The following is a 26,853-nucleotide window of genomic DNA, read 5'->3' as shown; positions in this document are numbered from 1 at the left end:
GGAAAAAAATGAACACTCAAACCACTGCAAAACCTGCCTGGCTCAAACGCTCCCTTCCAAGGGGGCCTGAATTTGAACGGGTGAGAAAGCTTGTTCAGGGTGCACACCTCCACACGGTGTGCCAGGAGGCAAAATGCCCGAATATCTGGCATTGTTTCGCAAACCACACGGCAACCTTTATGATTCTTGGGGATCTTTGTACCCGGAATTGCCGCTACTGCAATGTCAGTCACGGAAAACCTTTGGCGCCCGACGCAACGGAGCCTGAATCCGTTGCCAGGGCAGCCCTTGCCCTAGGACTAACCTATGTGGTGATCACCTCGGTCACCCGGGACGACCTTGAAGATGGGGGAGCGGCCCATTTTGTCAGGACCATTGAAGCCCTCAGGGAAACCCTGCCCGATTTGATCGGGGTTGAGGTGCTGATTCCTGATTTTGGCGGCAGTGAGTCATCCCTTCGAACAGTTATGGATGCCCGGCCTGAGGTGCTAAACCACAACATTGAAACAGTCCCATCCCTGTATCCGACGGCACGGCCTGAGGCGATCTACCATCGTTCCCTTGAACTGCTTGCCCGGGCACATCAGATAAATCCAGCCATTCCTGTGAAATCAGGATTAATGGTGGGTCTGGGTGAAACACGGGAAGAACTTCTGGAGACCATGAAGGATCTTGTGGCCCATGGATGTAGTATTCTCACCATCGGCCAGTACCTTCAGCCGTCAAAGGCCCACCTTGCCGTGGATCGCTACTATCCACCGGACGAATTTGACGATCTCAAGGAGCTGGCACTGGGAATGGGATTTAAAACTGTTGCATCGGGTCCGTTTGTTAGAAGCTCATTTGAAGCCCAGGCCCTTTTTTCTCACAATTAGAAATACTGCGCTTCTGTTCAACGGGTTGATTCGGGTGAAACTGTTTGCTGATTTATCTTTATTTAATCCTTTGGATGCGGTATATTCGGTATATATTTTTTCCCGTTGATTTGTTAGTTGGCATCTACTTTTGAGAGGATTTTAAAATGTACTATGAAGCCGTCTATACCCCAAAAGAGACTAAAGGCCTGGGAGACAAGGCATTAAAATTCGTTGGAAAACGCATTGCCCTTCAGGATGGCGGTCAGGAAGAACTGACCCCTGGTAAATCAACGGTAGTTTATATCGCATCCCCCAACTTTGGCCTCATACCCAACCATGATCTTACAAAGATCACCTCCATTCCCCTGAACAAATGGAATATGCTTGCGGAACAGAACAAGCTGTTGCTCTAGGATTTAGCATCCCCTTGCCATCATTCTTTTAGCCGTGCTTATCTCAATGTAAGAGGCGCCATGATCTGATCCAAAGTGACCGGCAAGAACCGTTATCAGGGTGTCTTCCTTGAGGATACCCTGTTCGATGAGCCTGAGGATTGCCTTTCTAATGGGAATGGTGGTTGCCTCCTCCCTTTGAATGGTATCGGCATGGACCCCGAAGCTCAGGGCAAGTTCACGCATTACCTTTTCATCATAGGTCTGGGCATAGATGGGGTTGTCTCCCCGATAGGCGGCAATGGCCCGGATGGTGGTACCTGTTATGGAATCGGCAACGATGGCCTCGGTGTTTAGACGCATGGATGCCTTGACCGCCGACTTTGCCAGGTAACCGGTTATTTTGTTTTCAAGGGTGTAGGGGGTGTTGATGTAGGTGCTCCGGTTTGTCTCGACCTCGTTGGCAATTTTTGCCATGGTCTGAACGGCTAACAACGGATACTTGCCACTGGCCGTTTCCCCGGAAAGCATGAGGGCATCGGTTGAATCAAGGCAGGCATTGGCCACATCCGACACCTCGGCCCGTGTGGGTCTGGGGGATGTCATCATGGAATGGAGCATCTGGGTGGCTACAATCACAGGTGCCCGTTTCTCAATACAGCGCCGCACCAGGGCTTTTTGAACCAAAGGGATCTTTTCGGCCGGTATCTCAACGGCAAGATCTCCCCTGGCGATCATGATGCCATAGGCCACTTCGAGTATCTCGTCGATGTTTTCAACTCCGCCGCTGTTTTCGATTTTTGCAATGATTTTGATGGTGCTCTTTCGTTCGTCCAGGATTCTCTGAACGGCAAGCACATCTTCCCTGTGCCTGACAAAGGAGTGGGCAATAAAGTCAACATGGTTGTCTGCGGCAAACCGGATGAATCCCTTGTCCTTTTCGCTCAAGGCAGGCAGCTTCACATGGACGGCTGGGATGTTGACGCTTTTTCTGCCGTAGATGATTCCGTCATTTTCCACAAAACAGGTAAGGAAATCTGAGTTCCTCTCCTTGACGGTAAGTGCGATGGATCCGTCATCAATGAGGATGGTGGTTCCCACGGGAACGTCATTTACAAAACCTGGGTAGGAGACATAGATGATATTGCCTGCAGAACGTTCGTCCGGAGCTCCCTTGATTTGGATAAAATCCCCATAGGCAACGGTGAGGGGGGTGTCGGCCCCACAGGTTCTGATCTCAGGTCCCTTGGTGTCGATGAGAATGGCGATTTTATTCGAGACTTTTCTGACGTTTTCAATCACCTTCAGGGCATCTTCATGGGTCTGGTGGGCCGTGTTCAGGCGTACAACATCCATTCCTGCATCGTAGAGCTGTTTTAAAAATTCCGGCTCACAGTTCCGGTCCGATATGGTGGCCACGATTTTTGTCTTTCTACGCATTTTTTTCTCCTTTTGTGCACAACCAGAGAATCAGGTTGTCAAGCACAATTTCAGGGTCATTGGCCGAGCGTTTCATCTTCATATCCACCTCGCTGAGCCGGGTTATTGCCTGTTTCAGCTCAGCCAGGGAAAAATTGTCTGTTTTCAAAAAGGTATGGTACACCGGATAGGTGTTGTTTTTGTTAGGGGCAATTAAAAGATCTGTCAGGTTTTTATTGGTTTTGGGTTTGCCGGATTTTCCAGCCGGGGTGGGCGCTGCATGACCGGCAAGGGTCCTGTCCCAGTTTTCGGCCGTTGCTGTAATCTCTGCATCTGCCTGTTCAATCATGGGCATGGTGTGCTGTTTGAACCGGTTGTAGGGGGAGTTGGGTTGCCAGCAGGGGATTCCCCTTTGCCGGGACCTTTCAATGAAAAATTTTACAAGGACAAGTTTTCTGAGCTGGTTTGACAGGGCCATGACAATTTGGAGCGGATGGAAGCCTGCGTTTAAAAGGGATTTAAGATAAAAAAGAGCTGTGCCTGCATTGCGGTCGCATACTGCATTGGTGAGTTCAAATATGGCATCCTTTCGGGTTCTTTTTACCACCTTCTGCACATCCTGAACTGTTATGGAGACCCGTTCGCCGATGAATGAGACCAGTTTTTCAAGGTTGTCACTCAGGGTTGACGGGTCAAAGCCGGTACGGTCCACAAGCATGGCAAAGGCGTCCCCGTCTATGCCCTTGCCCGTGGCGTTGAGAGTACCTTCCATAATCTGACGCAGGATGGCGGACTGCTGTGTTTTATCGGCCTGGCGACTTCCTTTGGGAACCGAACAGTCAATCACCAGACCCACCGCCTTTATCTCTTTGAAAAGAGCCCGGCGCTTATCTGCGGTGTCGGTTGTGACAACAAGGAAATGACCTTCCAAAAAAGGTTTTTTAATGAACTTCTGGAAGGTGTCTATCTCTTGTTTCGAAAATCCCGCCACTTTGGGAGCGGTGGGGGCAGAAAAAAGAGGGGCATTCTTCAGTCCCAGGACCAGCAGCGGTTCAAACGAGTAGGTGGCCAGGCGTTCTTTGACATTGGCAAGGGATGCGTCAACCCCCTCTAAAAGTTCATAGGATAGTTCCCGTCGTTCTTCGGGTACGAGGGCTGCAATGATTTTATCAAAGGCCTTGCGGGTGAGGAACGCTTCGCCATAGGCAAGAAAGAACCCCGGCAGGGGTTCAGATGCAAGAAATTTAGAAAGTGCATTGTAATTAATTTCCGGCATGTCGTGCCTGCCGTGACAGGAAAAAAAGCATAAAGGCTGCAAACAGGGCCATTGCAATCCCAATTGCCTGGGAAACAGAGAGGATGTCCATGAAAAAATTTCCCCTGAAATCGCCCCTGAAGGTCTCGATGGCGCTTCTTGCCATCCCGTAGAGAAAAATATAGCTCCAGAAGATTCGGCCCTTGAATCCCCTGTTCGGGTGGGTCGTTTTTCGTTCCATCAGGATCAGGATGATGAAAATAATCAGGTTGGAGAGTATGGAATAGATCTGGGTGGGATGGAGGGGCACCTCCCTTGGGGCAAGGGAATCAATGTTGTGGAATTCGATGGCCCAGGGAAGGTGGCAGACCTTTCCATAACAGCACCCGGCAAACAGACAGCCAATTCTGCCGATTGCGTGTCCGATGGCAATGGGTGGCGCCAGAACGTCAGCTGTCGCCCAAAGATTGATGGACCGTCGTCGAACAAACACAAGAGCTGAGACCATGGCAAAGAGGAACCCGCCGTAGAAGACAAGTCCGCCGTTCCAGATCTTGAACACCTCGAGAAAATCGTGGCTGAATTCGGAAAAATTGAGAATTACATAAAAAAAACGTGCGCCAATCAATGATGAGGCAAGGATCAGAAAAAAAAGGTCTGATATGAGTTCCGGCTCGATTCCACGGTATTCAGCCCGGCGATTGGCAACCCACAGGGCGGTCATGAATCCGAGGGCCACAAAGAGCCCATAGGTGTAGAGGGTTATATTTCCGATTTTAAAGAGGACAGGGTGCATGGGGACTCCTATAGATCCGGAACCTTGTTAAAAATCACATGGTAGACAAAGACCACCATGCCGATGGTAATGGCGGAATCGGCAACGTTAAAGGCCGGCCAATGATATGCCCCCAGGTAGAAATCAAGGAAATCCACCACCATTCCAAATCTGAAACGATCAATAAGGTTTCCCACGGCTCCGGCAAAGATGGCGGCAAGGCCGAAGGAGAGGACCCGGTGGGTTTGTGCTGTCCTCTGGTAAAGCCACAGGATCATGAGGGCCACAAGGGAACTGACAAACAAAAAGAAAAATTTCCGTACTTCAGGGGAATGCCCGGCAAATAAACCAAAGGCACCACCGGGGTTCATGATATGGGTCAGGTTAAAGAACCCGTGGATCACAGGAATGCTTTCATGGAGGACAAGTGTTGTTGCAACAAGGGCCTTGGTGGCCTGGTCCAGTGCTATGATAATGGTACTTACCAGACAAAGCCTTACCAGGGCCCTTGTATTCATGGATCTATCCTTCAATGGCTGCAATCTTTTCAAGGGCTGAAGAGCAGCGCTTGCAGGCACCTTCACTGCAGGATTCAGCGCCCACGGTGAGGTCGTACTTCCAGCACCTGTCGCACTTTTTCCCCGAAGCCTTGGCCACCTTTACGGCAAGACCTTTGATCTCGCTGCTCACAAAGGTATCCCCCTCCAGCGTGTCCGTAACTTCGGCGGCGGAGACGATGAAGATGTCCCTGAGATCCTCACTAAATTCCCTTAACAGATCCCCAAGGGCCTGGGTGGGTGTCTTGATTAAAATGGCTGCATCCAATGGATGACCGATGAGCTTTGCCGTTCGTGCCTCTTCAAGGGCCTTGGTTACCTCAGCCCTGAGTTCCCGGATTTTTTCCCAATCATCGGCAAGGGCCTTGTTCGTCCATGCTGGATTGGCGTTGGGGCGGTGGGCCAGGTGAACGCTTTCCGGTCTCCCCTGAACCTCGGGCATGTAGGTCCATATCTCTTCTGCCGTGAACGGCAGGATGGGTGCCATGAGCCGTGTAATGCTGTCAAGAATCAGGTACATGGCTGTCTGGGCGTCCCGCCTTGCCGTGTCCGTTGCAGGTGAAGTGTAGAGCCGGTCCTTGATGATGTCCAGGTAAAAGGCGGACAGATCCACCACGCAGAAGTTGTGGAGGCTGTGGTGGATGGTGTGAAACTCATAGGTGTCATAGGCCCCAAGGCATCGTTCAAGTACCTGGTTCAGTCTGTGGAGGATAAACCGATCAAGGCCCTCCATGTTTTCCACTGGTCTTGCATCCACAGCCGGGTTAAAATCCGACAGGTTGCCGAGCATGAACCTGCAGGTGTTTCGGATGCGGCGGTAGGCGTCGGAGAGCTGATTGACAATGTTATCTGAAATTCTTACATCGTCCCTGTAATCGGCAGATGCCACCCAAAGGCGAAGGATATCTGCCCCGTGGGCCTTGATTATTTTTTCAGGCGCAACCACGTTGCCCACGGACTTGGACATTTTCTTGCCCTGGGAGTCAACCACAAACCCATGGGTGAGAACCGATTTGTAGGGCGCTTTTCCCGTTCGTCCGACGGCGGTTAACAAAGAGCTGTGAAACCACCCCCTATGCTGGTCACTGCCCTCAAGGTAGAGATCTGCCGGCCGTTCAAGGCCTTCACGTTCTTCAAGAACTGCCGCATGGCTCACCCCAGAATCAAACCATACGTCAAGGATGTTATGGTCTTTGGTGAATTTATCTTTGCCGCAGCTTTTGCACACGGCACCCTCGGGCATGAGATCCTTTGCCTCCCATTCAAACCAGATGTCTGAGCTGTGGGCGGTAAAAAGGCTATGGATTTTGTCGACAGATTCCCTTGTCACATAGATCTCACCGCAGCTTTCACAGTGGAACACGGGAATGGGAACGCCCCAGGATCGCTGGCGGGACAGACACCAGTCCGGACGGTTTTCGATCATGGAATAGATCCTGGCCTTTCCCCAGGCCGGGATCCAGTTGACGTTGTCGATCTCGGCAAGGCTTTTCTTGCGAAGATCAAGCTTGTCCATGGAGATGAACCACTGGGGGGTGGCCCTGAATATCACAGGTTTTTTACACCGCCAGCAGTGGGGATATGAATGGGTAATATTTTCCTGTTTGATCAGGGCGCCCAGATTGTCCAGCCGCTCGACAATGCCCTTGTTTGCCTTGAAGATGAACTGACCTTTGAACTCTTCGACATCATCGGAAAAGCAGCCATTGTCAAGGACCGGAGAGTAGGGCTCAAGCCCGTACTTGAGACCGACAACATGATCGTCGGCGCCATGGCCCGGGGCTGTATGAACACAACCCGTTCCTGCCTCCAGGGTGACATGCTCGCCCAGGATCACGAGGGAATCTCGGCCATAAAGGGGGTGGCTGCATTTTGTGTTCTCAAGGTCTTTTGCGTCAAGGTCCCCGAGATTGGTGTAGGTGTCAATGTTAAAAGTAGCCATCACCTGTTCCACCAGTTCCTTTGCCAGGATGAGCACCCCATGATTTTGTGTTTCAACGGCTGAGTAGATAAACTCTGGGTGCAGACAGACGCCAAGGTTGGCAGGAATGGTCCAGGGGGTGGTGGTCCAGATGACAAATGAGGTCTCTTTGTCTTTAAGGGCGGGCAGAAGTCTGGAAAGGTCGTCCTTGACGGCAAATTTTACATAGATGGACGGCGAGCCTATGTCCTTGTATTCGATTTCGGCTTCGGCCAGGGCCGTCTGGCAGGAGCAGCACCAGTATATGGGTTTTTTACCAAGGAACATATCCCCCTGGAGGGCAAACTCACCGCACTCTTTGGCAATCCTGGCCTCATAGGCTTTGTTCATGGTCAGGTAGGGCTCATCCCACTCTCCTGCTACTCCGAATCGTTTGAACTCTTCCCGCTGGATATCCACAAAGCCCTTGGCATACTCCCGGCAGGCCTGTCTCACCTGAACCGGGGTCATATCGGCTTTTTTTGAGCCCAGTTTTTTGTCCACATTGTGCTCAATGGGCAACCCATGGCAGTCCCATCCTGGAACATAGGGGGCGTCAAATCCAGCCATCTGTTTGGACCGGATAATGATATCCTTTAAGATTTTGTTGATGGCGTGTCCGATGTGGAGGTGGCCGTTGGCATAGGGAGGGCCGTCATGGAGAATAAATTTGGGCTTCCCCTTTGAAGACTGTCGGATCTTCTGGTAAAGTCCTGACGCCTCCCAGGCATCAAGCTGGGCAGGTTCGCGGTTGGCCAGGTTTGCCTTCATGGCAAACTTAGTGGATGGCAGGTTCAGCGTCTTTTTATAATCCATGTATCCTCCAGGAATCGGAATGTAGAATGTATCAATATATATGTAAATGGTGTCTTTAAAATATCAAACCCTAAAGTTAAGTCAATATCCATGTAAAAGTCAAGATCAACCTTCTTTTGCATGGTTCTAAAGGGGCTTAACTGAAACAATGGTCCGGCCATGGTCTTCCAACGGAAGCAGATAAGAGATGGTTTTTACCTCATATTTCGACAGGGAGACGGCGTGGGCCTCCTCGGTGCCCGCCCTGCCCTTCATGGCAAAAATAATACCAGTGGGTGACAAAAAAGGCGCGGCCAGCACAACAAATCGGTCAAGGGCGGTAAAGGCTCGGGATGTAACCACATCGAACCTGCCGGCGAAAGCCGGGTCTTTGGCAAGGATTTCCGCCCGGGCATGGACGGCGGTGATTGACTTGAGTCCGGTCAGACTTACAAGGCGGTTGAGAAACGAAACCCGTTTTCTGGATGCGTCCACCAGCACAACCTCCAAGTCCGGTCGAACCACCTTGAGGGGAACACCGGGAAAACCGCCCCCCGACCCCATGTCGAGCACCCTGGCATTTTCTGGAATATGGGGGGCAATGGCAAGGCTGTCGATAAAATGTTTTGTGGCCATCTCCCGGGGATCGGTAATCGAGGTGATGTTGAACTTCCGGTTCCACTTTAAAAGCTCTGTTCCATGGCGTGCCATGGTCCCAAGGTGATCCGGGCTAAGGGCTATTCCCAACTGATCACCGCCGCTTTTGACCATCTCCTTCCAGGCTCCGCCAAAGGGCGGGTCTGGGATATGTTTTTTGCTTGACATGATTGGCATAATTATTTATTATATTGGAATTTTTTTAAACCGTGTAACACCTTAATCAAAATACTGATACTAACAGAGCCGATACCAATTTTCAATATTAAAAAAGCGGCAACATTTATCCATTATCCTTGATAATGGGGTGTGCATTAATTTCAGTCAAAGGACAGTCTCATCATGCTTAAGGACTTAAAAAGGGTAAGGAATATCGGAATCAGCGCCCATATCGATTCGGGTAAAACAACACTTACAGAAAGGATTTTGTTCTATACCGACAAAATCCACCAGATCCATGAGGTCAGGGGCAAAGACGGCGCAGGTGCTGTCATGGACTCCATGGAGCTTGAACGCGAACGCGGCATCACCATTGCTTCGGCCGCCACACATTGCGAGTGGAAAACATTTGCTGTCAATATTATCGATACGCCTGGCCATGTGGATTTTACCGTGGAGGTTGAACGTTCTCTCAGGGTACTTGACGGCGTTGTGCTTATTCTCTGTTCTGTTTCAGGGGTTCAGTCCCAGTCCATCACCGTTGATCAGCAGATGAAACGTTACCAGGTCCCCTGCATCGCCTTTGTCAACAAGTGCGACAGAAGCGGTGCCAACCCCTACAGGGTGGCAAAACAGCTTCGGGACAAGCTCGGCCATAACTCGGTCCTCATGCAGATTCCCATCGGTCTTGAAGATAAGCTCAAAGGTGTTGTGGATCTTGTTACCATGAAGGCCTATTATTTTGAGGGTGACAACGGCGAAAAGGTCATAGTCAAGGATATTCCGGCAGAACTTGCAGAAGACGCAGCCGAGAAGCGAGAAATCATGATCGATGCGGTTTCCGCATTTTCCGACGATCTCACGGACGCCATCCTTGAAGAAAAAGAAATCTCCGAAGAGATGATCAAAGAAGCGGTCCGCAAGGGAACCATTGCCCGGGAGATGACGCCTGTGTTCATGGGCTCTGCCTATAAGAATACGGCTGTTCAGCCCCTGCTTGACGCTGTACTTGACTATCTGCCCTCGCCCATTGATGTTGAAAATGTCGCCATTGACCTTGACAACAATGAAGAGACCGTTACGCTCGAAAGTAGCTTTGATAAGCCCACGGTTGCCCTTGCTTTTAAGCTTGAGGACGGCCAGTATGGCCAGCTCACTTACATGCGGGTCTACCAGGGGTGTTTGAAAAAAGGCGACACAGTGATCAATTCCAGGGACGGCAGAAAGACAAAGGTCGGCAGGCTCATCCGCATGCACGCCTCTGAAATGGAAGAGGTGAATGAGATTCCTGCAGGTCATATTGGTGCCATGTTCGGTGTTGACTGTGCATCTGGAGACACCTTTGTGAGCCCAGGTATTAACTACTCCCTGATTGCCATGCACGTCATGGACCCGGTTATCTCCCTCTCCCTTCAGCCGGTTGACAACAAGTCCCAGATCAACATGTCCAAGGCTCTCAACCGGTTCACCAAGGAGGATCCCACATTCAAGACCTTTGTGGATAAGGAGACCAACGAAACCATTATCCAGGGTATGGGTGAGCTTCACCTTGAGGTCTATGTGGAGCGCATGAAGCGTGAGTACAAGGCCGAGGTGATCACCGGCAAGCCCCGGGTTGCCTATCGTGAGACCATCACCCGTAAAGCTGAATTCAACTACACCCACAAGAAGCAGACCGGTGGTTCGGGCCAGTTTGGACGGGTTATGGGGTATGTGGAACCCTTTGACGAAGAGTTTGAATTTGTCAACAAGGTCACGGGCGGAAGAATTCCCACCCAGTTCATCTCTTCGTGTGAAAAAGGGTTCAAGAACTCAATGGACAAGGGACCCAAGATGGAGTTCCCAATCACCGGAGTCCGGGTGGTCCTTGAAGACGGTGCCTACCATGCCGTGGATTCGTCTGAAATGGCTTTCCAGGCTGCGGCAAGGGGCGGTTTCCGCGAAGGATATCTCAAGGCAAAGCCGGTTATCCACGAGCCCATCATGAAGGTTGTCATTGAGACTCCCAACGAGTTCCAGGGTTCGTGTATGGGTCTTATCAACCAGCGCAGGGGTATTATCCAGGGCTCCCAGGAAGAGGGAGTCATGTCTGTAATTGAGTCCAGCGTTCCCCTTTCCGAGATGTTTGGTTTCTCGACTATTCTTCGATCCGCCACCCAGGGAAAGGCCCAGTTTTCCATGGAATTTTCAGCTTACAAGCAGGTACCCCAGTCGGTTGCCGATGAGCTTGTAAAGGCCAAAGAAGAAGAAGATAAGAAGAAAAATTAAGCATTCAATTAAAAATAAAGCGAGGGAAATATGCTGAAAAACGATCTCATTCACAGGAGCCCGGCAATCATTATCATGGGCAGTGAGAATCTTCACCAGGGCAGATTTGGCGCCGTGCTTTCACGGGCCGGTGTCGGCAAGACACAGTTTCTGGTTCAGATCGCAATTTCAAGGCTTCTTGAGGGGGAAAACATCCTTCACATCAGCCTCAGTGACCCAATGGACAAGATAAATGTTCGCTATAAGGAAGCGTTTACAAGCCTGGTGGACAGCATCGGCTATGTTGACCCCATGAAGGCCAATCGCCTTTGGGAAGATATTGAACCCTGCAAAACAGGGATCAGCTACAATGAGTTGACCTTTACCGCAGAAAAACTCAGGGATTACCTAAAGACCCTCCGAAAGGGGGATGTTAAAATTCCGGCCATGATCATTGTTGACGGCCTGGACTTTGATACGGACCTTGCCGACCTTATGGACGATCTCAAGTCAATTTCCGAAAATTTTGAGACTGCCTTCTGGTTCTCCATGCAGAGCCACAGGGACGAACCCTTGACTGAAGTCGGGTATCCCAGGCAGCTTGATCAGGTAAAAGACCGGTTTGATAAGGCACTTTTTCTCCAGCCCAAGGATGAAAAAATCAATGCCGTGGTCCTCAAGGACGGTGACAGGGCAAACCAGCGGTATACCCTTGATCCTGCGACCATGCTGGTAATTTAGATCGTGTTTGAACGAAAACTCACCCACCTGCTGCGTTGCTTCACAAAGCTGAAAGCCTCACGTACTACAGTACGCTCCGGTTTCAGCTTTGATCGCGCCTTGCATCTGGGCAAGTTTTCATCCAAACACGGGTTCTCGGTCAGGCACTAGTTACAACTATTTGTCAGGGCCGGGTATCACATCCGGCCCTGATAGAGTTAAATCACTGTCCGTTGTTTCCAGGGAATCCATAAACTCGGCAATGATCCTGTAGACCCGATGGGCACCCCTGCCCAGAAGAATGCCATGGCGGTCAAAATCCAACAGATAAAATTCCTTGATTACGCAGCCAAGCTTTTTAAACAGCTTGGCTGTTTCATCCGGTTTTACCATTGGATCTTTCCTTGACTGAACCACCAGAACAGGGGTCTTGATGTGGCCAATCTTCGGTTCAAGTTTCTCCATGAATTTTTCAAGCTGGCGTATACCGGCGATTGGATTTCGAAGATAGTCAATTCCAGGATTTTCAGTTTCGTGGTGAATAAAATCCTTTGCAATAGTACCGATCTTTGTCCGTTTCAGAAGATGGTTCCAGATGTCCATGGCAGGCGCAAAATAGGCGCCTGAATCCAGGATTTCCCTTGGCGGTGCCACGGCAAACACCCCATGGACCTTTTCCACCCGGGTTGCAAGATCAAGGGCGATTCCTGCACCTGTTGAAAAACCACCGATAAAAATCTTGTCACACAGGTGCCGTAAAACAGCATACCCCTCTTCGGCCGATTCGATCCACTCTTCATAACTCACCACTGCCAGATTTTCAGGCCCGGTGCCGTGGCCCTTGAGTCTGGGTGCATGGACGCTGTATCCCCTATCATTGAAAAACTGAGCAATTCCTTTCATTTCAGCAGGGGCTGCCATGTATCCATGGATGAGAAGAACGCCCCTGGTGGCGCCCGTGTTTGAGGGGAGAAAAATCGATTTGCCTACACCCTTTGGTTTTGATTCATTTTCTATAAAATAAGTGTTGTAATCATTTTCAAAATCAGCCTTCTCCTTTTGGAGCAATCGGTTCTTGACAAGGATGGAAATTTCCCGGGGTGTTTTCCGGGCAAGTTCAATCAGAAAGAGCTGTACGTCTGTCAAGGGGTCAACCTCGTTGGCCATGACCGAGACTGGATCATCAATGCGTATTCGATGGAAATTCAGATTCGTGTTCAAGGGTTCATTTTTTTTAAGGATATTTCCATTTTCCAGGGTGACGCGTCCTGTATCAACGGCGGTCTGAATAAAATCGCCAAACCGGTTGTGCCGGTCATCGGTCAGAAGATGGATTTGGTTCTGGTAGAGGCTTCCGTGCAGGTTCTGGTCTGATTCCATGACCCTGCCCGTTATGGCCAGAAAGGCCCTGCATTTGAAATCGTAAACCCCAATGACAGGGCCTGGAAAGTATTTGAGAATGGATGCAAATATGTGGTCATAATTAAGGGTGGTCATCCCATAGACCGACGCCATGTATCGTTCCATAATCTCGATAGAAACGGTTTTCATGACGGGCCTGGAGGCCATGGTGTTTGAAAAGGTAATCCTTCGTCTGGATGTAAGATCGCTCTCAACCAGCCAGTTGTGCAGAAAGCCTGCAATGGGGATGGGCGTACCAAACCGGATGTCAACGTCAACACCTGTAAGAAGCATGGTGCCCTCGGTCATGAGTTCGTCAAGGACCCTTTGGGACGGTTCAGCCATGAGGTTCACAGCAATGCTGCTCAGCAGATTTTGCTGGGCCCTGAGCGGGTAGTAGGTGATGTTCACCGGCACGATAAAGGTTTGAGTCGCAAGTACCTTTTCAGGGTCATGGATCTCCAGCATGGACACAATCCTGTCGAACTCATGGGGATTTATCTTCTCCATGCGCCGGAGTCGTTGTCGGTAAAATTCGGTGGTAAGGGCGATGACGGCAGCTCCGGTGTGGGGGCGGGACACCCCGGTATCATGGGTGATTTTAAACTCATCCGACTGGACAAGCTTCTTGTTTTTCACCATCATGCCTTCTGGAAAGATAATGCACTGGGCATCGCCGGATATGAGGTTCTTAACAATGACCAGGTCCCGGTCCGGGTCCTTTGTGGAGACAGCCCCCATGCTGGAGAGGATTCCCTTGAGTGCCCCATGGAAAAGATCACTGCTTGCAAGGGACCAGACCGGTTTTTTAATGAGGCCATGGATGTGGTAGGGCAGAAAAATGGTTTCCATGCGGGTGAAGTGATTTGCCGTAAAAATCACGGATGCGTCGGGGATATTCTCCTGGCCGTGGATGGAAACCCGGGCCTTGGAAAAACCCGAAAAGGCCTTAAGGGTGTACCCGGACATGTAGTAGGCAAAACGGTTCAATTGCCCCTCAAAGGTTCCATTTAGATTCCCCGTTCTTTTCGAATGGCGTCGTAGGCCTCCTGGATCTCCCTGAACTTGTCGTTGGCAAGCGTGATGAATTCGTCAGGCAGGCCCTTTGCCTCAATCTTGTCGGGATGGTATTCGGAAACCATGGTTCGATACTGTCGTTTGATCTCCTCATTGGTGGCGGTTTCATCGATCTTTAAAACCGAATAAAAGCGATTAACCGCCTTGACGTATCTGGATTTAAGCCTTGCATAATCCGTGTCTGAGAGGTTGAATATCCCTGCTGCTGAGAGAAGCAGGAATTCTTCTTTATCGCTGATGGCACCATCGGCCGCAGAAACCCTCAAAAGAATATCCATCATCAGCTCAATGACCCTGGGCTGGTTACTAAAAGCTGCATGGAACTGAAAGGCAAAGGCTTCAAAGCTTTCGTTAGAATTCAGGGCCTGCCTGAAGATATTGACAGCAGAATTTCTGCTCTCAGGGTTGAGGTTAAGGTCCTGGCTCATGAATCCTTCAATCGAGGCAATTTCCTTTTCACTGACCATGCCGTCGGCCTTTGCTATTTTTGCCAGCATGGAAAATGCTGCCACAAAAAAGGTCATCTGGGACTCTTCATTCGTTGAAAGTCGCTGTTGGGACTGACCCGACGACAGGTAAAGGGCCTCTTTTTTATCAAATGTGTGGCCGAATGCTGCTCCTGCAACGGCACCAATGGGGCCTCCAAGGGCAAAACCGATGGTTCCCCCAACCACTTTTCCAAGCCAACCCATAACGTTTCCTTTTCAATTAATAGTCTTGTGTAAAATTGCAAAAATCACTATATATAAGCATATGATGAAACCTGACGTCAATTTTTTAAAAAAACAAATAAGTATAACACAATGACCGCAAAGAGTGTAACCGGAATTATTATTTTAGCCCTCAACTTTGCCGGGATCTGTTTTATGATAGTCATGTTTTTTACAGGCAGAGGACAAAAAATAAGGACCAAACCCATGGCGAATGGGGTTGTGGGGGGAAGGGAAAGGCCCAAAAGTGCTGAATTAAATTCCAGTGAGTCTGGGGCTTTTAACAAGGCAGACTATCTGCTGGATGATTTGGATTTAAGTGAATTTGATGATCTTGATCTTGACGACGATGATGGAGAGTAAAAAAATGATGTTTTTGAACATGAAATCTGTGGGAGTTTGCCTTTGTTTATTGATCACTTGTGCCGGTTGCGGTCCTGCCATTGTGGGGACAGCAGCAGTTGGAGCCTATAAGGGTACAACAGATGAACGTACCTTTGGCCACATGGTCGACGATTCATTGATTACCGGCGGGGTCAAGACAAGGCTTTTATCGGATAAATTTTCCAGTGGGTTAAAGATCGACGTGGACACTGTTGAGCAGGTTGTAACCCTTACGGGCGTGGTCGAAAATGCTGAACAACGGCGAATAGCTGAAAATATCGCCCTTGCAACCCCCAACGTCCGACGGGTGGAAAATCTGCTCACCGTGGGCAGCAAGAGTACAGGGGAGAGATTTGATGATGCCGTTATCTTGAGTAAAATCAATACTTCGCTCATGAAAGAGCCGGGGGTCAGATCCCTTAACATTGACGTGGATGTCAACCAGGGCCGTGTCACCCTGACGGGTATTGTGACCTCTTCCGTTGAGCGGGACCGGGTTGTAAACATTGCAAGAAGCTGCCCCGGGGCCATCTCTGTCCGGGACAATTTAGTCATTAAATAGCCTGTTTTTCAATGGCGATGGCCCCGGTTCTTGCCGGGGCCCTTGGGTCAAGCGTTGGCCGATTGTTTGTTGTTCTGCCACCGTTTTTTTCTTTCCCGCTGTTTTACCGGGGCACACCGTGTTTCAATGGTGTTTTTGCCTAGAAGGGCCTCAACCTCTTGAAACAGGAGGGGGTCGGGAGAGACCAGTTCATCCTGGGACAGCTGGATAACAACCGATGAACCGTCTTCAACCGTAATCTCAAGAAAGACGCTGCAGGTTCCGGCAAACCTGTGAAGCAACCCCTTCAGCCGCTCAAGGACGCTTATATCTGCCCCTTTTGCCGCCATGGTTATAACAATGCTTGCCGTCCACTCCGCCTCTGCCTTATCAATGGGAACGATCTGCTCGGCAAGGAGCTTTACGTTGCTTTCACGTTTCTGCACTTCAGCCTGGAGAATGACCGGGGTATCGTCGTTCAGAAGATAGTGAACCTCCTGGTAGAGTTCCGGAAAGATCACCACCTCCACACTGCCCTTTTTGTCCTCAAGGGCTGCAAATGCCATCATGTCCCCTTTCTTGGTCTTTAGAATCTTCAGGGGCCGGAGGGCACCTCCCATGCGAACGCTCTGGCCTTCGGGGGTTTCCACAAGGGTCTCTGAGTTGACATTGGCAAATTTTTTGATCATCTCTTCGTACCGGTCAAGGGGATGGCCTGTAATGTAAAACCCCAGGGTCTCCTTTTCCATGGCCAGAAGATCGTTATCATCAAGCTCTGGAATATCGGGCATGGAAGGTACGCTTAGCGGCAGTGCTTCTCCCCCTTCGGTATCGGCAAACAGGTCCATCTGGGCATCGGCCTTTTCCCGCTGAATGCGGTTGCCATGGTCCAGGGCGTCTTCAAGCACTGCCATCATCTGGCTTCGTTTGCTGCCTGTGCTGTCAAAGGCGCCGCATTTGATCAATGCCTCGAGTACCCGTTTGTTGACCTTGGTCAGATTGACCCGTTCGCAAAAGTCATAGATGGAGGTGAAAGGGCCCTCCTGGCTACGGATTTCAACAATGGAATCAATTGCGGCAGACCCGATGCCCTTGACTGCGGCAAGACCGAACCGGATGGCAGCGGGTGCCACGGTAAATACCGATTCACTTTCGTTTACATCCGGTGGAAGGACGTTTATCTCGTGGTTTCTGCACTCGTCGATGAATTTGACAACACTGTCAATGTTACTCATGTCACTGGTCATGAGGGCGGCCATATACTCAAGGGGATAGTGGGCCTTGAGATATGCCGTCTGGAAGCAGATCAGTGCATAGGCGGCACTGTGGGATTTGTTGAACCCGTAACCGCCGAATTTTTCCATGAGGTCAAACAGCTCTGCGGCCTTTGCCCCGTCCAGGTTGTTTTCCTTGGCACCCTTGAGAAACAGTCCCCTGTGTTCTTCCATCATGGCGGGAATCTTTTTACCCATGGCCTTTCTGAGTCCATCTGCATCGGCCATGGAGTAGTTGGCAAGAACCCCTGCAATCTTCATTACCTGTTCCTGGTAAAGAATGACCCCATAGGTCTCCTTGAGAATGGGCTCAAGCTGGGGAAAAAGGTAAACCACATCTTCCCGGCCGTGCTTTCTTTCCACATAGGAGTCGGCCATGCCGCTGTCCAGGGGGCCAGGTCGGTACAGGGCCACCAGGGCAACGATATCACTGAAGCAGGCGGGCTGGAGCCTTGTGATCAGCTCTTTCATGCCTGAACTTTCAAGCTGGAAAACACCCGTGGTATCGGCCCTTGCCAGAAGCTCATAGGTGGGCGGATCATCCATGTCGATCTCAAGGAGATCGGGTACTTCTTTGGACTGTTTCTTTAAGAGGTCCAGGGTGTTCTTGATGACGGTGAGGTTGCGAAGACCCAGGAAGTCAAACTTCACAAGACCCAGTTTCTCCACAAAATTCATGTCAAACTGGGTGACAACCTCGCCCTCTTTTCCCTTGTAGGTGGGAAGATATTCCACCAGGGGTTTATCTGAGATCACAACGCCGCAGGCATGGGTTGATGCCTGGCGGGGAAGTCCTTCCAGGAGCAAGGCAATGTCAATCAGCTCTTTTTTGACCGGATCCTGGTTGACAAGCTCCATGATCCGGGGCACATCCTTCAGGGCCTGGCCCAGGTTTTTTGCATTATCTGGAATGAGTTTTGCCAGGACATCCACCTCAGGCAACGGAACGCTCAAAGCCCTGCCAACGTCCCTGACAACGGCCTTGGCCTTGAGTTTACCAAAGGTGATGATCTGGGAGACGTAGTCTGCTCCGCCGTACCGATCAATCACATACTTGTAAACCTCGTCCCGGCCTTCAATGCAGAAATCCACGTCAATATCCGGCATGGAGATCCTGGACGGGTTGAGAAATCTTTCAAAGATCAGACCGTGGGCAATGGGATCAAGGGCCGTAATCTCCATGGCATAGGCCACCATACTTCCTGCGGCAGACCCACGCCCGGGTCCTACAGGAATGTTATGCTCCCTTGAGTAGCGGATGAAATCGGCCACAATGAGAAAATATCCGGGAAACCCCATGTCCAGGATGACGCCGATCTCATAGGCCAGGCGTTCCCGATAGAGGGCCTCATCAAGGTTGGGATTTTTTCGTTTGAGCATCTTGAGGCGCCGTTCAAATCCCTCCTGGGCCTGGCGCTTGAAAATTTCCCCGGCGGTTTGAACGCAATCCTCTCCGCTCTTTTCTCCCTGGGCACTGGTATATCTTGGAAAGTGGTATACCTTTTCACCAAACTCTACATTGCATCTCTTGGCAATGAGTAAAGTGTTTTCAATGGCACCTGGATAGGTTTTGAAATCGGCTATCATCTCGTCGGCAGACTTGAAGTAAAGCTCGTCTGAATCAAACTTGAACCGGTTGGCGTCGTTCAGGGTGTTGCCCGTCTGGATGCACAAAAGGGCTTCATGGGCCCTGACATGATCCCGGGACAGGTAATGGCAGTCGTTTGTGGCCACCATTGGAATGGAAAGTTTTTTTGAAACCTCCCATAGCCCCTGGTTGACCTTTTCCTGGATCTCCATTCCGTTCTTCTGGATTTCCAGGAAAAAATTATCCTCACCAAAGGTATCCAGGTAGTAGCGGGCCGAATCAAAGGCCAGGTCCATCTGGTTGTGGATGATTTTCTGGGGAATATCACCCTTCAGGCAGGCGGACAGGGCGATCAGGCCTTTGCTGTATTTTGTCAGCAGTTCCCGGTCAATCCTTGGTTTGTAGTAAAACCCCTCAAACTGGGCAATGGAGACAAGTTTACACAGGTTTCCATACCCCTCCCTGTCCTTTGCCAGCAGCACCAGGTGGTTGAGTCCCTTGTTGTCCTCGGCTGTCTTGTTTCGTATGCTCCTTGGTGCCACATAAACTTCGCACCCCAGGATCGGCTGAATGCCGACTTTTCTGGCCTTTTCATTAAAGGGAGCCGTGCCGAACATGGTACCGTGGTCGGTGATGGCCACGGTATCCATGTTGAATTCCTTGCAGCGTTTGAGCAGGGCATCCAGTCGAATAGCCCCATCCAAAAGGGAAAACTCCGTGTGGACATGGAGATGACAAAAAGGTGAAGGTGTATCCATCATTGTTTCATGCTGTCCACGCTGTAGTTGGGAGCCTCTTTGGTGATGATGACGTCGTGGACATGGCTTTCTCTCAGACCTGCAGCGGTAATTTTGACAAAACTTGCCTTTTCCCTCAACTCCTCAATGGTTGAGGCACCAAGATACCCCATGCCGGCCTTTAATCCGCCAATCATCTGAACAATGTTTTCCTTGACCGTTCCCCTGTAGGGAATACGGCCGACAATTCCTTCGGGTACCAGGGTTTCATCCACCTTGGAGTCACGCTGGTAATATCGGTCGGAACTTCCCTTTTTCATGGCCTCCACAGACCCCATGCCCCGGTAGGCCTTGTAGCTTCGTCCCTGGAAAATAACGATCTCGCCGGGACTTTCACTTGTGCCGGCAAGCAGGCTTCCAAGCATGACCGTGTGGGCACCTGCGCCAATGGCCTTTGCCACGTCTCCGGAAAACTTGATGCCGCCGTCTGCAATAATGGGAACCCCGGTTTCATCGGAAACCTCCTTGCAGTTCTGGATGGCTGTCAGCTGGGGAACACCCACACCTGCGACAATTCGGGTGGTGCAGATGGAACCGGGACCAATGCCGATCTTTACCCCGTCAGAACCTGCGTCGATTAATGCTTTAGCACCCTTTGCCGTGGCCACATTACCTGCGATGATCTGGCAGTCGGGAAAGGCGTGCTTGATGGTCTGAACGGCCGAGATGACATTTTTGGAATGGCCGTGGGAGGTGTCAATGACAAGGGCATCTGCCCCTGCCCGTAAAAGGGCCTCTGTTCTTTCCATCATGTCGGACCCTACGCCGATGGCGGCCCCTGTTCTCAATCTTCCCATGGAATCCTTGCAGGCGTTTGGGTACTTGCGGATTTTTTCAATATCCTTGATGGTGATCAATCCCTTTAACTTGCCCTGCTTGTCCACAACAAGGAGTTTTTCGATCCGGTGTTTGTGGAGCATTTTCTTGGATTCTTCAAGGGAGACGCCTTCGTGAACCGTGACCAGGTTTTCCTTGGTCATAACAGCACTGGCCGGTTTGCCAAGCTCTGTCTCAAATCTTAAATCCCTGTTGGTGACAATGCCCACAAGTTTGTCTCCCTCGGTCACGGGAATGCCGGAAATGCGGTAGGTTGCCATGATGCTGAGCACTTCGGAAATGGTTGCGTCAGGTGATATGGTGATGGGGTCAACGATCATGCCGCTCTCGGATTTCTTGACCCGGTCCACTTCGATTACCTGCTCTGGTATCGTGAGGTTCCTGTGGATAAAACCCATTCCACCGGCCCTTGCCATGCTGATGGAGGTCAGTGCCTCGGTTACGGTATCCATTGCCGCACTGACAATGGGGATGTTCAATTCAAGTTTTCGGGTAAGCCGGGTTGCAGTGTTCACCTCGTCGGGTAAAATTGCAGAAAATTCAGGTACAAGAAGAACATCATCAAAGGATAAACCATCAGTGTAAATTATATTTGCCATAAAACGACCTCCTGCCGGGGAATTTTAGTGTATGAATGTGGGGCCGGCCGCCATCATGGGTCCCTGGGTCAGATCAATGAAAAAGCCGGTCATGGTGTTATGATTATATAAACATGAATAATTATCAGATAAGCCGCTTCAACGCAATGCTTATCTTATGGTTATCCTGTTGACATTTTCTGGATATGCAAATAGAGTCTTGTGTGCCGACAAAAGAACACTCCCTTTATACCAGAAGGTACGGAGGGGGATAAAATAAAAAATTATCATTGGAAAGTTAAGATGTTAATATATGTCAACCCTGACAACCCCCAGCCAAGACTGATCAGTCAGATTGTCGATGCCCTCAGGCAGGGGGGGATCATTGCCTATCCCACGGATACCCATTATGGTATCGGCTGCGACATCATGAACAAAAAGGCCATTGAAAAGGTCTATCAGATCAAACAGCGCAGCAAGAACCAGCCGTTCAGTTTTATATGTGCAGATTTAAAGCATATCAGCGAGTATGCAAAGGTGAGTACCTTTGCTTATCGAAACATGAAGCGCCTTCTTCCAGGGCCCTACACCTTTATTCTTCAAGGCTCAAAACTTGTACCCAAGATGATGCTCACCAAGCGAAAAACAGCGGGCATCCGGGTGCCGGACAACGCCATTGCCCTTGCCATTGCAAAGGAACTTGGCAATCCCGTTCTTTCCACCAGCGCAACCGGTCCAGATGACCGACCCTTTGAAGACCCCTCTCTTCTGCATGACTGGTTTGGCCAGCGTCTGGAGCTTGTGGTTGACGGTGGCCCTGTTCCGGGTACAGACTCCAGCGTTGTCTCGTTAATTGATGACGTACCGGAAATAATTCGTTACGGCGCCGGTGATGTCAGCCTGTTTGAATAGGGTTGAAACCAGTTCCTTGAAGATGCCTAGTCGTTTTTCCCTTGGATAAACCGGATTAACCTTGCCTTTGATACCGGCCATTTCTCCTGCCCAGGCAATGGCATCCTCAAGATTGCCAAGCCTGTCCACGAGGTGGAGGTCAAGGGCTGTTTCACCGGTGTAAATCCTGCCGTCGGCAAGTTTTTCCACCTGCGCCTGTTCAAGGCTTCGACCGGAGGCAACATCCCTTACAAACTGCTGGTGAACCTCGTCGGCAACCCCCTGGAGAATGGCCCTTTCCTTTGGAGTAATCTCCCGAACGGGCGATCCCATATCCTTAAACTCCCCGCTTTTGATCACCACGGGTGTCAGCCCGATTTTTTCCATGATCTTCTGGAGGTTTGCATACTCCATTATCACCCCGATACTTCCCGTAATGGTTCCGGGGTTGGCAATAACGGCATCGGTGGCAGAAGCCGCATAATACCCCCCCGAAGCTGCAACTGAGCCCAGGGAAGCAATGACCTTTTTTATCTTTTTCGTTTTGATGATTTCCCGGTAGATCTCCTGGGAGGGGCCGACCCCGCCGCCGGGTGAATCAATCCGAAGAACAATGGCCTTGATGGCCGGGTCCTCCCGAAAGTCTTTTAACTGCTGACTCACCTCCTTTGACGATGCAATCACACCGACAATTTCGACAATGCCGATGTTTCCCTGGTCTGTATTGAATGGAGTGCTCAAGGTTGAGGAAAACATGGCAGAGGTGCCCATCACAATTGCCACTGTCAGAACCAGGGCAAAAGCTGCAATGGAAGAAAGGGACAGGGTAAAAAACAAAAAAGGATGTCTTCTTGAAAACATGATATTTCCTTGATGGTTACACATGGACTGCAAATAAAAAGAGGCCGGATTCAGAGCAATACTCTGAAACCGACCCCTCAGGTTCTAACTTTTCATGAATGCAACAGGCTATGCCTGTCAAGGATAAAGGCTAACGCCCAGATCCTATTTTTCGTCTTTGTTCTCCTGGGAGGCAATCTGCTCCTGGAGATTATCCCGGAGGAGTTCACCAAAGGATGAGGTGGTGGGCTTCATGTTCTTGGCAAAGTCCTTAAGAATTGTTTCATCTTCATCCTCATCAAGTCGCTTGATGGACAGACCGATTCGACGCTCATCGCTGTTGATGTTCATCACCCGGGCGGTCAGAGTATCACCGATGGCATAGTGGCCGGCCGGTGTCTTGATCTTTTCCTTGCTGATTTCAGAAACATGGACAAGACCCTCAATGCCCTCTTCAAGCTCGACAAAAACACCAAAGTCGGTGATATTGGTTACAATACCGCTGATCTCGGTACCAACCTTGTATCGCTCTTCAACGGTTTCCCAGGGATCGGGTTGAATCTGTTTGATGCCAAGGCTGAAACGCTCGCTTGCCTTGTCAATGTCAAGGACAACGGCCTGGACAACATCGTTTTTCTTGTAGGCCTCGGACGGATGCTTGATTCTTTTTGTCCAAGAGATGTCTGAAATGTGAACAAGACCGTCAATGTCATCGTCGATTCCGATGAACAGACCAAAATCGGTGATGTTCTTGATCTTGCCTTCAATCACAGTACCCACGGGGTATTTTTCGCTGATCACTTCCCAGGGATTCTCAACCGTCTGCTTGATGCCCAGGGAAATTCTTCGGTTATCCGGTTTGAGATCAAGAACAACCGCCTCAACCTCTTCACCAACGGATACAATCTTGGATGGATGGCGAACCTTTCTTGTCCAGGACATCTCAGATACATGGATAAGACCCTCAACACCCTCTTCCAGTTCAACAAAGGCACCATAATCCGTAAGGCTTACCACCTTTCCGAGAACCTTTGAACCCACGGGATACTTATCCTTGGCAGTTGTCCAGGGATCAGGGGTCAGCTGTTTGAGACCCAGGGAAACCCGTTCTTTTTCAAGGTCGTAGGAGAGAATCTTGACATTGATCTTGTCTGCAACAGAAAAGAGTTCCGAAGGATGTTTTACCCTGCCCCAGGAAATATCTGTGATGTGGAGCAGTCCGTCCACGCCACCAAGATCAACAAACACACCATACTCGGTGATGTTCTTGACAATACCTTCCATGACCTTACCCGTTTCAATGGCTTCAAGGGTATCGGCCCTGGCGGTTTCACGCTCTGTCTCAAGGATGACTCTCCTTGACAGAACAATGTTGCTTCGCTTTCTATTATATTTAAGGACCTTGAACGTGTAGGTCTGACCGACCATCTCATCCATGTTGCGGATGGGTCGAAGGTCTGCCTGGGAACCGGGCAGGAAGGCAGGCAGTCCAATGTCAACGGAAAAACCGCCCTTGACCCTGCTTGTGATAACGCCTTCAATGGTACCATCGGCCTCGTAGATGTCTTTGATGGCATCCCAAACCTTGACCTTGGCAGCCTTTTCCTTGGACAGAATGACCGTTTCGGTCTCCTCGTCCCACACTTCAACCATGACTTCAACCTTGTCGTAGAGTTTGACATCAAGGTTGCCATCTTCGTCCCTGAACTCGTGAATAGAGATCTGGCCTTCTGATTTGTAGCCGACGTCAACAAGGACATGGTCCTTGTCTACCGCTATTATGGTACCTTTGACGACCTGACCCTCTTCAAAACTACTGAAGCTTTCGTCGTAAATGCCCATCAGTTCTTCCATGGTCTCTTCGCCCGTGATATTCGCCAGCGGATCTTCGTCCTTTTCTGGTGTAATAATGGGCTCCTGGCCTGTCTCTAATTCTTCACTGTTCATTTCTTTGTTCTCGCCTGTTTCAGCAATGGTGTTCATTAATAAAAATTCTCCCATAGACAATATTTTACCCCTACCCCAGAGGGCATGGATAATTTTTCCTTTATAACAGAAATAAAACAGGAAAATCAATAAAAATATTATAAAAAGGGGGAAAATCTGCCTGTTTTATATGGAAATCCCCTTCAAAGCACTGCAGTCAGGGCGTGGATCATTTGTCGTGGATATGGCAGATAACCTGCTCAGGCCGTGGTGTTTCGTGATTTATTTTATTCATAATTCGTGCAACAACAGCCTCAATGGTCAAGGCGGTGGAATCAATAATAATGGCGTCATCTGCGGGTTTCAAAGGGGCCACTTCTCGTTCTGAATCGTTTTTATCCCGTTTCGCCATATCTTGTTCAACTTCGTCAAGGGGTTGACCCGGTGTTTCCTTGAATCGTCGCATGGCTCGTGTCTTGAGATCGGCAAGGAGAAAAAACTTGTAATCTGCGTCTGGAAAGACCACCGTGCCCATGTCTCTTCCCTCAAAAACGGCATTTTTCTCAACTGCAATGGCCCGCTGCATTCCAAGCAGGGCCGCCCTTACCCCGGGTTTTGCGCTCAGGGTTGATGCAAGCATGGATATCTCCGGGGTTCTTATTTTGTCGGTGATATCGCATCCTGAGCTCAATAGCTGCATTGATTTACCTTGTGTCACTATCGTAAAAGAGAGACTGTCGAGCAATGACTGCAGCGCCCCGGGGTTTTCGTAGTCAATGTTTGCGGCTTTCACCCCAAGGGCAACGCCCCGGTAGAGGGCACCGGTATCAACATAGACCCAGCCCAGTTGCCGGGCCACGAGTTTGCTGACCGTTGTCTTGCCCGATCCTGCCGGTCCGTCAATTGTGATGATTTTTGGTTTCATTCTTTTGGGCTCCCCCCGGCAAGGACTTTTTTCAGCGCCTGGATAAAGGCCCTGTTTTCCGACTCAGTCCCGGCATTGACCCTCAGGCAGGTGTCAAATCCATATGCGTTCATTGCCCTGACGATAATGCCCTGTCTGAGAAGTGCCTGGAACACTTGACGGGCGTCCTGTGCCACATCCACCAGGAAAAAATTGGTCTGGGTGGGATGGGTCGTAAGGCCCATGGCCGATAGTTCAGCCCTTAGAAAATCTACCCCCTGGTGCATCACTCGAATGCTCGTGTTTAAAAAGTCAACGTCATCCATGGCTGCGGCAGCTGCCACCTGGGCAAGGGAGTTGACGTTAAAGGGTTGCCTGACCCTGTGAAGGATGTTGGCTACGGATTTGTCCATGATACCGTATCCGACCCTGAAACCGGCAAGTCCATACACCTTTGAAAAGGTTCTCAACGATACGATCCTGGGATCGGACAAAGGGTTGTCAAGGGCGTTAAAAGTATCCGGATCCCGGACAAACTCAATGTATGCCTCATCAACCACCACCAGGAGGTCCTGGGGTATTTTTTTGATAAACCGCTGAAAGTCGTTGCTTGAGAAATGACTTGCCGTTGGATTGTTCGGGTTGGTTAGAAAGACCATGCGGGTATTGCTGTCAACAGCTTCTGCAACGGCGTCAAGGTCAATGGCAAGGTTGTCAAGGGGTACCCTCACAGGGGTGGCACCTGCGGCCCTGACCGATATGTCGTACATGAGAAACGAAGGAAACGGCATCACGGCATTGTCGTTGGTTGAGAGAAAACCATGGCATAAAAGGGCTATTATGTCGTCGGAGCCGTTACCAATGATGACTGTTTCGGGATCCACCTTGAACTTTTCTGCAATCTTCTGTCTCAGCCGGTGCCAGGAGCCGTCTGGATATCGATGCATTTCACTAAGGCTTTGTTTGACCGCCTCAACGGCCAGGGGGGATGGGCCAAGGGGGTTTTCGTTTGAGGCAAGCTTAACGCTTTTTTGAATCCCATATTCACGTTCGATCTCGTCAATGGGTTTTCCCGGCTCGTAGGGGGCTATGGACAGCAGTTTTTCAGGTATCTTAAGTATCATGGGTTTTGGTTGTCTCCTTAAATTTTATATGAAACACTCACCGAAGCATTGTAAACAGAGGCGTTTCATCATTCGTTGTGGCCGGTGAAGATACCTCGCTCCGGCCGTGCCGGTTTTTATATGAAACACTCGCCAAAGCATTGTCAATGAAGGTGTTTCAAAATTCGTTGAGGCCGGAGCCATACCTC

Annotated in this window: 21 protein-coding genes; 7 read left to right on the top strand and 14 right to left on the bottom strand. The window is 50.2% G+C overall.

Going from position 1 to position 26,853, the window contains the following annotated elements; all coding sequences use genetic code 11:
- Positions 1–8: 8 nt before the first annotated feature.
- Together lipA and HRM2_RS12400 are read left to right on the top strand one after the other, a co-directional pair.
- Entirely contained in the window at positions 9–875 is an 867-nt protein-coding gene (lipA, locus tag HRM2_RS12405) for a lipoyl synthase (RefSeq protein WP_015904354.1), read from the top strand.
- Positions 876–1,021: 146 nt separating this feature from the next.
- Positions 1,022–1,270, top strand: coding sequence for a hypothetical protein (locus tag HRM2_RS12400; protein ID WP_015904353.1), 249 nt, complete (start codon positions 1,022–1,024; stop codon positions 1,268–1,270).
- A 3-nt stretch (positions 1,271–1,273) separates the two neighbouring features.
- Here the strand turns inward: HRM2_RS12400 and pyk are convergent, their stop codons facing one another.
- The 6 genes from pyk to rsmG all read right to left on the bottom strand — a co-directional run bounded on the left by pyk (position 1,274) and on the right by rsmG (position 8,835).
- The gene (gene pyk / locus HRM2_RS12395) at positions 1,274–2,689 is read right to left on the bottom strand and encodes a pyruvate kinase (RefSeq protein WP_015904352.1); all 1,416 of its coding nucleotides are present in this window, start codon (positions 2,687–2,689) and stop codon (positions 1,274–1,276) included.
- Positions 2,682–3,944: a DNA polymerase III subunit delta gene (gene holA, locus HRM2_RS12390; RefSeq protein WP_015904351.1), complete on the bottom strand. Its 1,263-nt coding sequence runs from the start codon at positions 3,942–3,944 to the stop codon at positions 2,682–2,684. The genes pyk and holA overlap by 8 nt, the downstream gene beginning before the upstream one ends.
- Complete coding sequence (lgt, locus tag HRM2_RS12385) at positions 3,931–4,719, bottom strand: prolipoprotein diacylglyceryl transferase (RefSeq protein ID WP_015904350.1); 789 nt, start codon at positions 4,717–4,719, stop codon at positions 3,931–3,933. Before lgt ends, holA begins: the two co-directional genes overlap by 14 nt.
- An 8-nt stretch (positions 4,720–4,727) precedes the next feature.
- Positions 4,728–5,216, bottom strand: a complete 489-nt coding sequence (lspA, locus tag HRM2_RS12380; protein ID WP_015904349.1) for a signal peptidase II — start codon at positions 5,214–5,216, stop codon at positions 4,728–4,730.
- A 4-nt stretch (positions 5,217–5,220) separates the two neighbouring features.
- Entirely contained in the window at positions 5,221–8,031 is a 2,811-nt protein-coding gene (gene ileS / locus HRM2_RS12375; protein WP_015904348.1) for an isoleucine--tRNA ligase, read from the bottom strand.
- Between the two features lie 126 nt (positions 8,032–8,157).
- Positions 8,158–8,835: a 16S rRNA (guanine(527)-N(7))-methyltransferase RsmG gene (gene rsmG / locus HRM2_RS12370; RefSeq protein WP_187149242.1), complete on the bottom strand. Its 678-nt coding sequence runs from the start codon at positions 8,833–8,835 to the stop codon at positions 8,158–8,160.
- 174 nt (positions 8,836–9,009) lie between these two features.
- Between rsmG and fusA the strand changes: the two genes are divergently transcribed.
- Together fusA and HRM2_RS12360 are read left to right on the top strand one after the other, a co-directional pair.
- Entirely contained in the window at positions 9,010–11,094 is a 2,085-nt protein-coding gene (fusA, locus tag HRM2_RS12365) for an elongation factor G (RefSeq protein ID WP_015904346.1), read from the top strand.
- 30 nt (positions 11,095–11,124) lie between these two features.
- Positions 11,125–11,814 (top strand): hypothetical protein, encoded by a 690-nt coding sequence (locus HRM2_RS12360; RefSeq protein WP_015904345.1) that lies wholly within the window; start codon positions 11,125–11,127, stop codon positions 11,812–11,814.
- A gap of 156 nt (positions 11,815–11,970) precedes the next feature.
- On the opposite strand, the gene HRM2_RS12355 is transcribed toward HRM2_RS12360, so the two are convergent.
- A complete protein-coding gene (locus tag HRM2_RS12355; protein WP_015904344.1) occupies positions 11,971–14,184 on the bottom strand; it encodes an alpha/beta fold hydrolase in 2,214 nt (737 codons plus the stop codon).
- 20 nt (positions 14,185–14,204) lie between these two features.
- On the bottom strand, positions 14,205–14,963 hold the full coding sequence (locus HRM2_RS12350; protein ID WP_015904343.1) for a TerB family tellurite resistance protein: 759 nt from the start codon (positions 14,961–14,963) through the stop codon (positions 14,205–14,207).
- 111 nt (positions 14,964–15,074) lie between these two features.
- Here HRM2_RS12350 and HRM2_RS27665 point away from each other — a divergent pair, with 111 nt between their 5' ends.
- On the top strand, positions 15,075–15,344 hold the full coding sequence (locus HRM2_RS27665; protein WP_015904342.1) for a hypothetical protein: 270 nt from the start codon (positions 15,075–15,077) through the stop codon (positions 15,342–15,344).
- 4 nt (positions 15,345–15,348) lie between these two features.
- Entirely contained in the window at positions 15,349–15,927 is a 579-nt protein-coding gene (locus tag HRM2_RS25245) for a BON domain-containing protein (RefSeq protein WP_015904341.1), read from the top strand.
- A 47-nt stretch (positions 15,928–15,974) separates the two neighbouring features.
- Here HRM2_RS25245 and dnaE read toward each other — a convergent pair whose 3' ends face one another.
- The gene (dnaE, locus tag HRM2_RS12335) at positions 15,975–19,529 is read right to left on the bottom strand and encodes a DNA polymerase III subunit alpha (RefSeq protein ID WP_015904340.1); all 3,555 of its coding nucleotides are present in this window, start codon (positions 19,527–19,529) and stop codon (positions 15,975–15,977) included.
- Complete coding sequence (gene guaB / locus HRM2_RS12330; protein WP_015904339.1) at positions 19,526–21,001, bottom strand: IMP dehydrogenase; 1,476 nt, start codon at positions 20,999–21,001, stop codon at positions 19,526–19,528. The genes dnaE and guaB overlap by 4 nt, the downstream gene beginning before the upstream one ends.
- 282 nt (positions 21,002–21,283) lie before the next feature.
- On the opposite strand from guaB, the gene HRM2_RS12325 reads away from it, so the two are divergent.
- Positions 21,284–21,892, top strand: coding sequence for an L-threonylcarbamoyladenylate synthase (locus HRM2_RS12325; RefSeq protein WP_015904338.1), 609 nt, complete (start codon positions 21,284–21,286; stop codon positions 21,890–21,892).
- On the opposite strand, the gene sppA is transcribed toward HRM2_RS12325, so the two are convergent.
- The 4 genes from sppA to hisC all read right to left on the bottom strand — a co-directional run bounded on the left by sppA (position 21,830) and on the right by hisC (position 26,665).
- Complete coding sequence (gene sppA, locus HRM2_RS12320; protein ID WP_015904337.1) at positions 21,830–22,732, bottom strand: signal peptide peptidase SppA; 903 nt, start codon at positions 22,730–22,732, stop codon at positions 21,830–21,832. The genes HRM2_RS12325 and sppA overlap by 63 nt on opposite strands.
- A gap of 144 nt (positions 22,733–22,876) precedes the next feature.
- Positions 22,877–24,694 (bottom strand): 30S ribosomal protein S1, encoded by a 1,818-nt coding sequence (locus HRM2_RS12315; RefSeq protein ID WP_015904336.1) that lies wholly within the window; start codon positions 24,692–24,694, stop codon positions 22,877–22,879.
- A 172-nt stretch (positions 24,695–24,866) separates the two neighbouring features.
- Positions 24,867–25,562 carry a (d)CMP kinase gene (cmk, locus tag HRM2_RS12310; protein ID WP_015904335.1) on the bottom strand — a complete coding sequence of 232 codons (696 nt, stop codon included), beginning with the start codon at positions 25,560–25,562 and terminating at the stop codon, positions 24,867–24,869.
- Positions 25,559–26,665 (bottom strand): histidinol-phosphate transaminase, encoded by a 1,107-nt coding sequence (hisC, locus tag HRM2_RS12305; RefSeq protein WP_015904334.1) that lies wholly within the window; start codon positions 26,663–26,665, stop codon positions 25,559–25,561. The genes cmk and hisC overlap by 4 nt, the downstream gene beginning before the upstream one ends.
- Positions 26,666–26,853: the final 188 nt, after the last annotated feature.

Source organism: Desulforapulum autotrophicum HRM2, from assembly GCF_000020365.1.
Lineage (GTDB): Bacteria > Desulfobacterota > Desulfobacteria > Desulfobacterales > Desulfobacteraceae > Desulforapulum > Desulforapulum autotrophicum.
Note: the sequence above shows the minus strand (reverse complement) of the source record. Positions and strands in the feature narration are given on the sequence as shown.

What these genes read in the sequence shown, in the direction of transcription:
- lipA (WP_015904354.1), top strand. Translation starts at nt 9, where the DNA reads ATGAACACTCAAACCACTGCAAAACCTGCCTGGCTCAAACGCTCCCTT.
- HRM2_RS12400 (WP_015904353.1), top strand. Translation starts at nt 1,022, where the DNA reads ATGTACTATGAAGCCGTCTATACCCCAAAAGAGACTAAAGGCCTGGGA.
- pyk (WP_015904352.1), bottom strand. Translation starts at nt 2,689, where the DNA reads ATGCGTAGAAAGACAAAAATCGTGGCCACCATATCGGACCGGAACTGT.
- holA (WP_015904351.1), bottom strand. Translation starts at nt 3,944, where the DNA reads ATGCCGGAAATTAATTACAATGCACTTTCTAAATTTCTTGCATCTGAA.
- lgt (WP_015904350.1), bottom strand. Translation starts at nt 4,719, where the DNA reads ATGCACCCTGTCCTCTTTAAAATCGGAAATATAACCCTCTACACCTAT.
- lspA (WP_015904349.1), bottom strand. Translation starts at nt 5,216, where the DNA reads ATGAATACAAGGGCCCTGGTAAGGCTTTGTCTGGTAAGTACCATTATC.
- ileS (WP_015904348.1), bottom strand. Translation starts at nt 8,031, where the DNA reads ATGGATTATAAAAAGACGCTGAACCTGCCATCCACTAAGTTTGCCATG.
- rsmG (WP_187149242.1), bottom strand. Translation starts at nt 8,835, where the DNA reads ATGTCAAGCAAAAAACATATCCCAGACCCGCCCTTTGGCGGAGCCTGG.
- fusA (WP_015904346.1), top strand. Translation starts at nt 9,010, where the DNA reads ATGCTTAAGGACTTAAAAAGGGTAAGGAATATCGGAATCAGCGCCCAT.
- HRM2_RS12360 (WP_015904345.1), top strand. Translation starts at nt 11,125, where the DNA reads ATGCTGAAAAACGATCTCATTCACAGGAGCCCGGCAATCATTATCATG.
- HRM2_RS12350 (WP_015904343.1), bottom strand. Translation starts at nt 14,963, where the DNA reads ATGGGTTGGCTTGGAAAAGTGGTTGGGGGAACCATCGGTTTTGCCCTT.
- HRM2_RS27665 (WP_015904342.1), top strand. Translation starts at nt 15,075, where the DNA reads ATGACCGCAAAGAGTGTAACCGGAATTATTATTTTAGCCCTCAACTTT.
- HRM2_RS25245 (WP_015904341.1), top strand. Translation starts at nt 15,349, where the DNA reads ATGATGTTTTTGAACATGAAATCTGTGGGAGTTTGCCTTTGTTTATTG.
- dnaE (WP_015904340.1), bottom strand. Translation starts at nt 19,529, where the DNA reads ATGATGGATACACCTTCACCTTTTTGTCATCTCCATGTCCACACGGAG.
- guaB (WP_015904339.1), bottom strand. Translation starts at nt 21,001, where the DNA reads ATGGCAAATATAATTTACACTGATGGTTTATCCTTTGATGATGTTCTT.
- HRM2_RS12325 (WP_015904338.1), top strand. Translation starts at nt 21,284, where the DNA reads ATGTTAATATATGTCAACCCTGACAACCCCCAGCCAAGACTGATCAGT.
- sppA (WP_015904337.1), bottom strand. Translation starts at nt 22,732, where the DNA reads ATGTTTTCAAGAAGACATCCTTTTTTGTTTTTTACCCTGTCCCTTTCT.
- HRM2_RS12315 (WP_015904336.1), bottom strand. Translation starts at nt 24,694, where the DNA reads ATGAACACCATTGCTGAAACAGGCGAGAACAAAGAAATGAACAGTGAA.
- cmk (WP_015904335.1), bottom strand. Translation starts at nt 25,562, where the DNA reads ATGAAACCAAAAATCATCACAATTGACGGACCGGCAGGATCGGGCAAG.
- hisC (WP_015904334.1), bottom strand. Translation starts at nt 26,665, where the DNA reads ATGATACTTAAGATACCTGAAAAACTGCTGTCCATAGCCCCCTACGAG.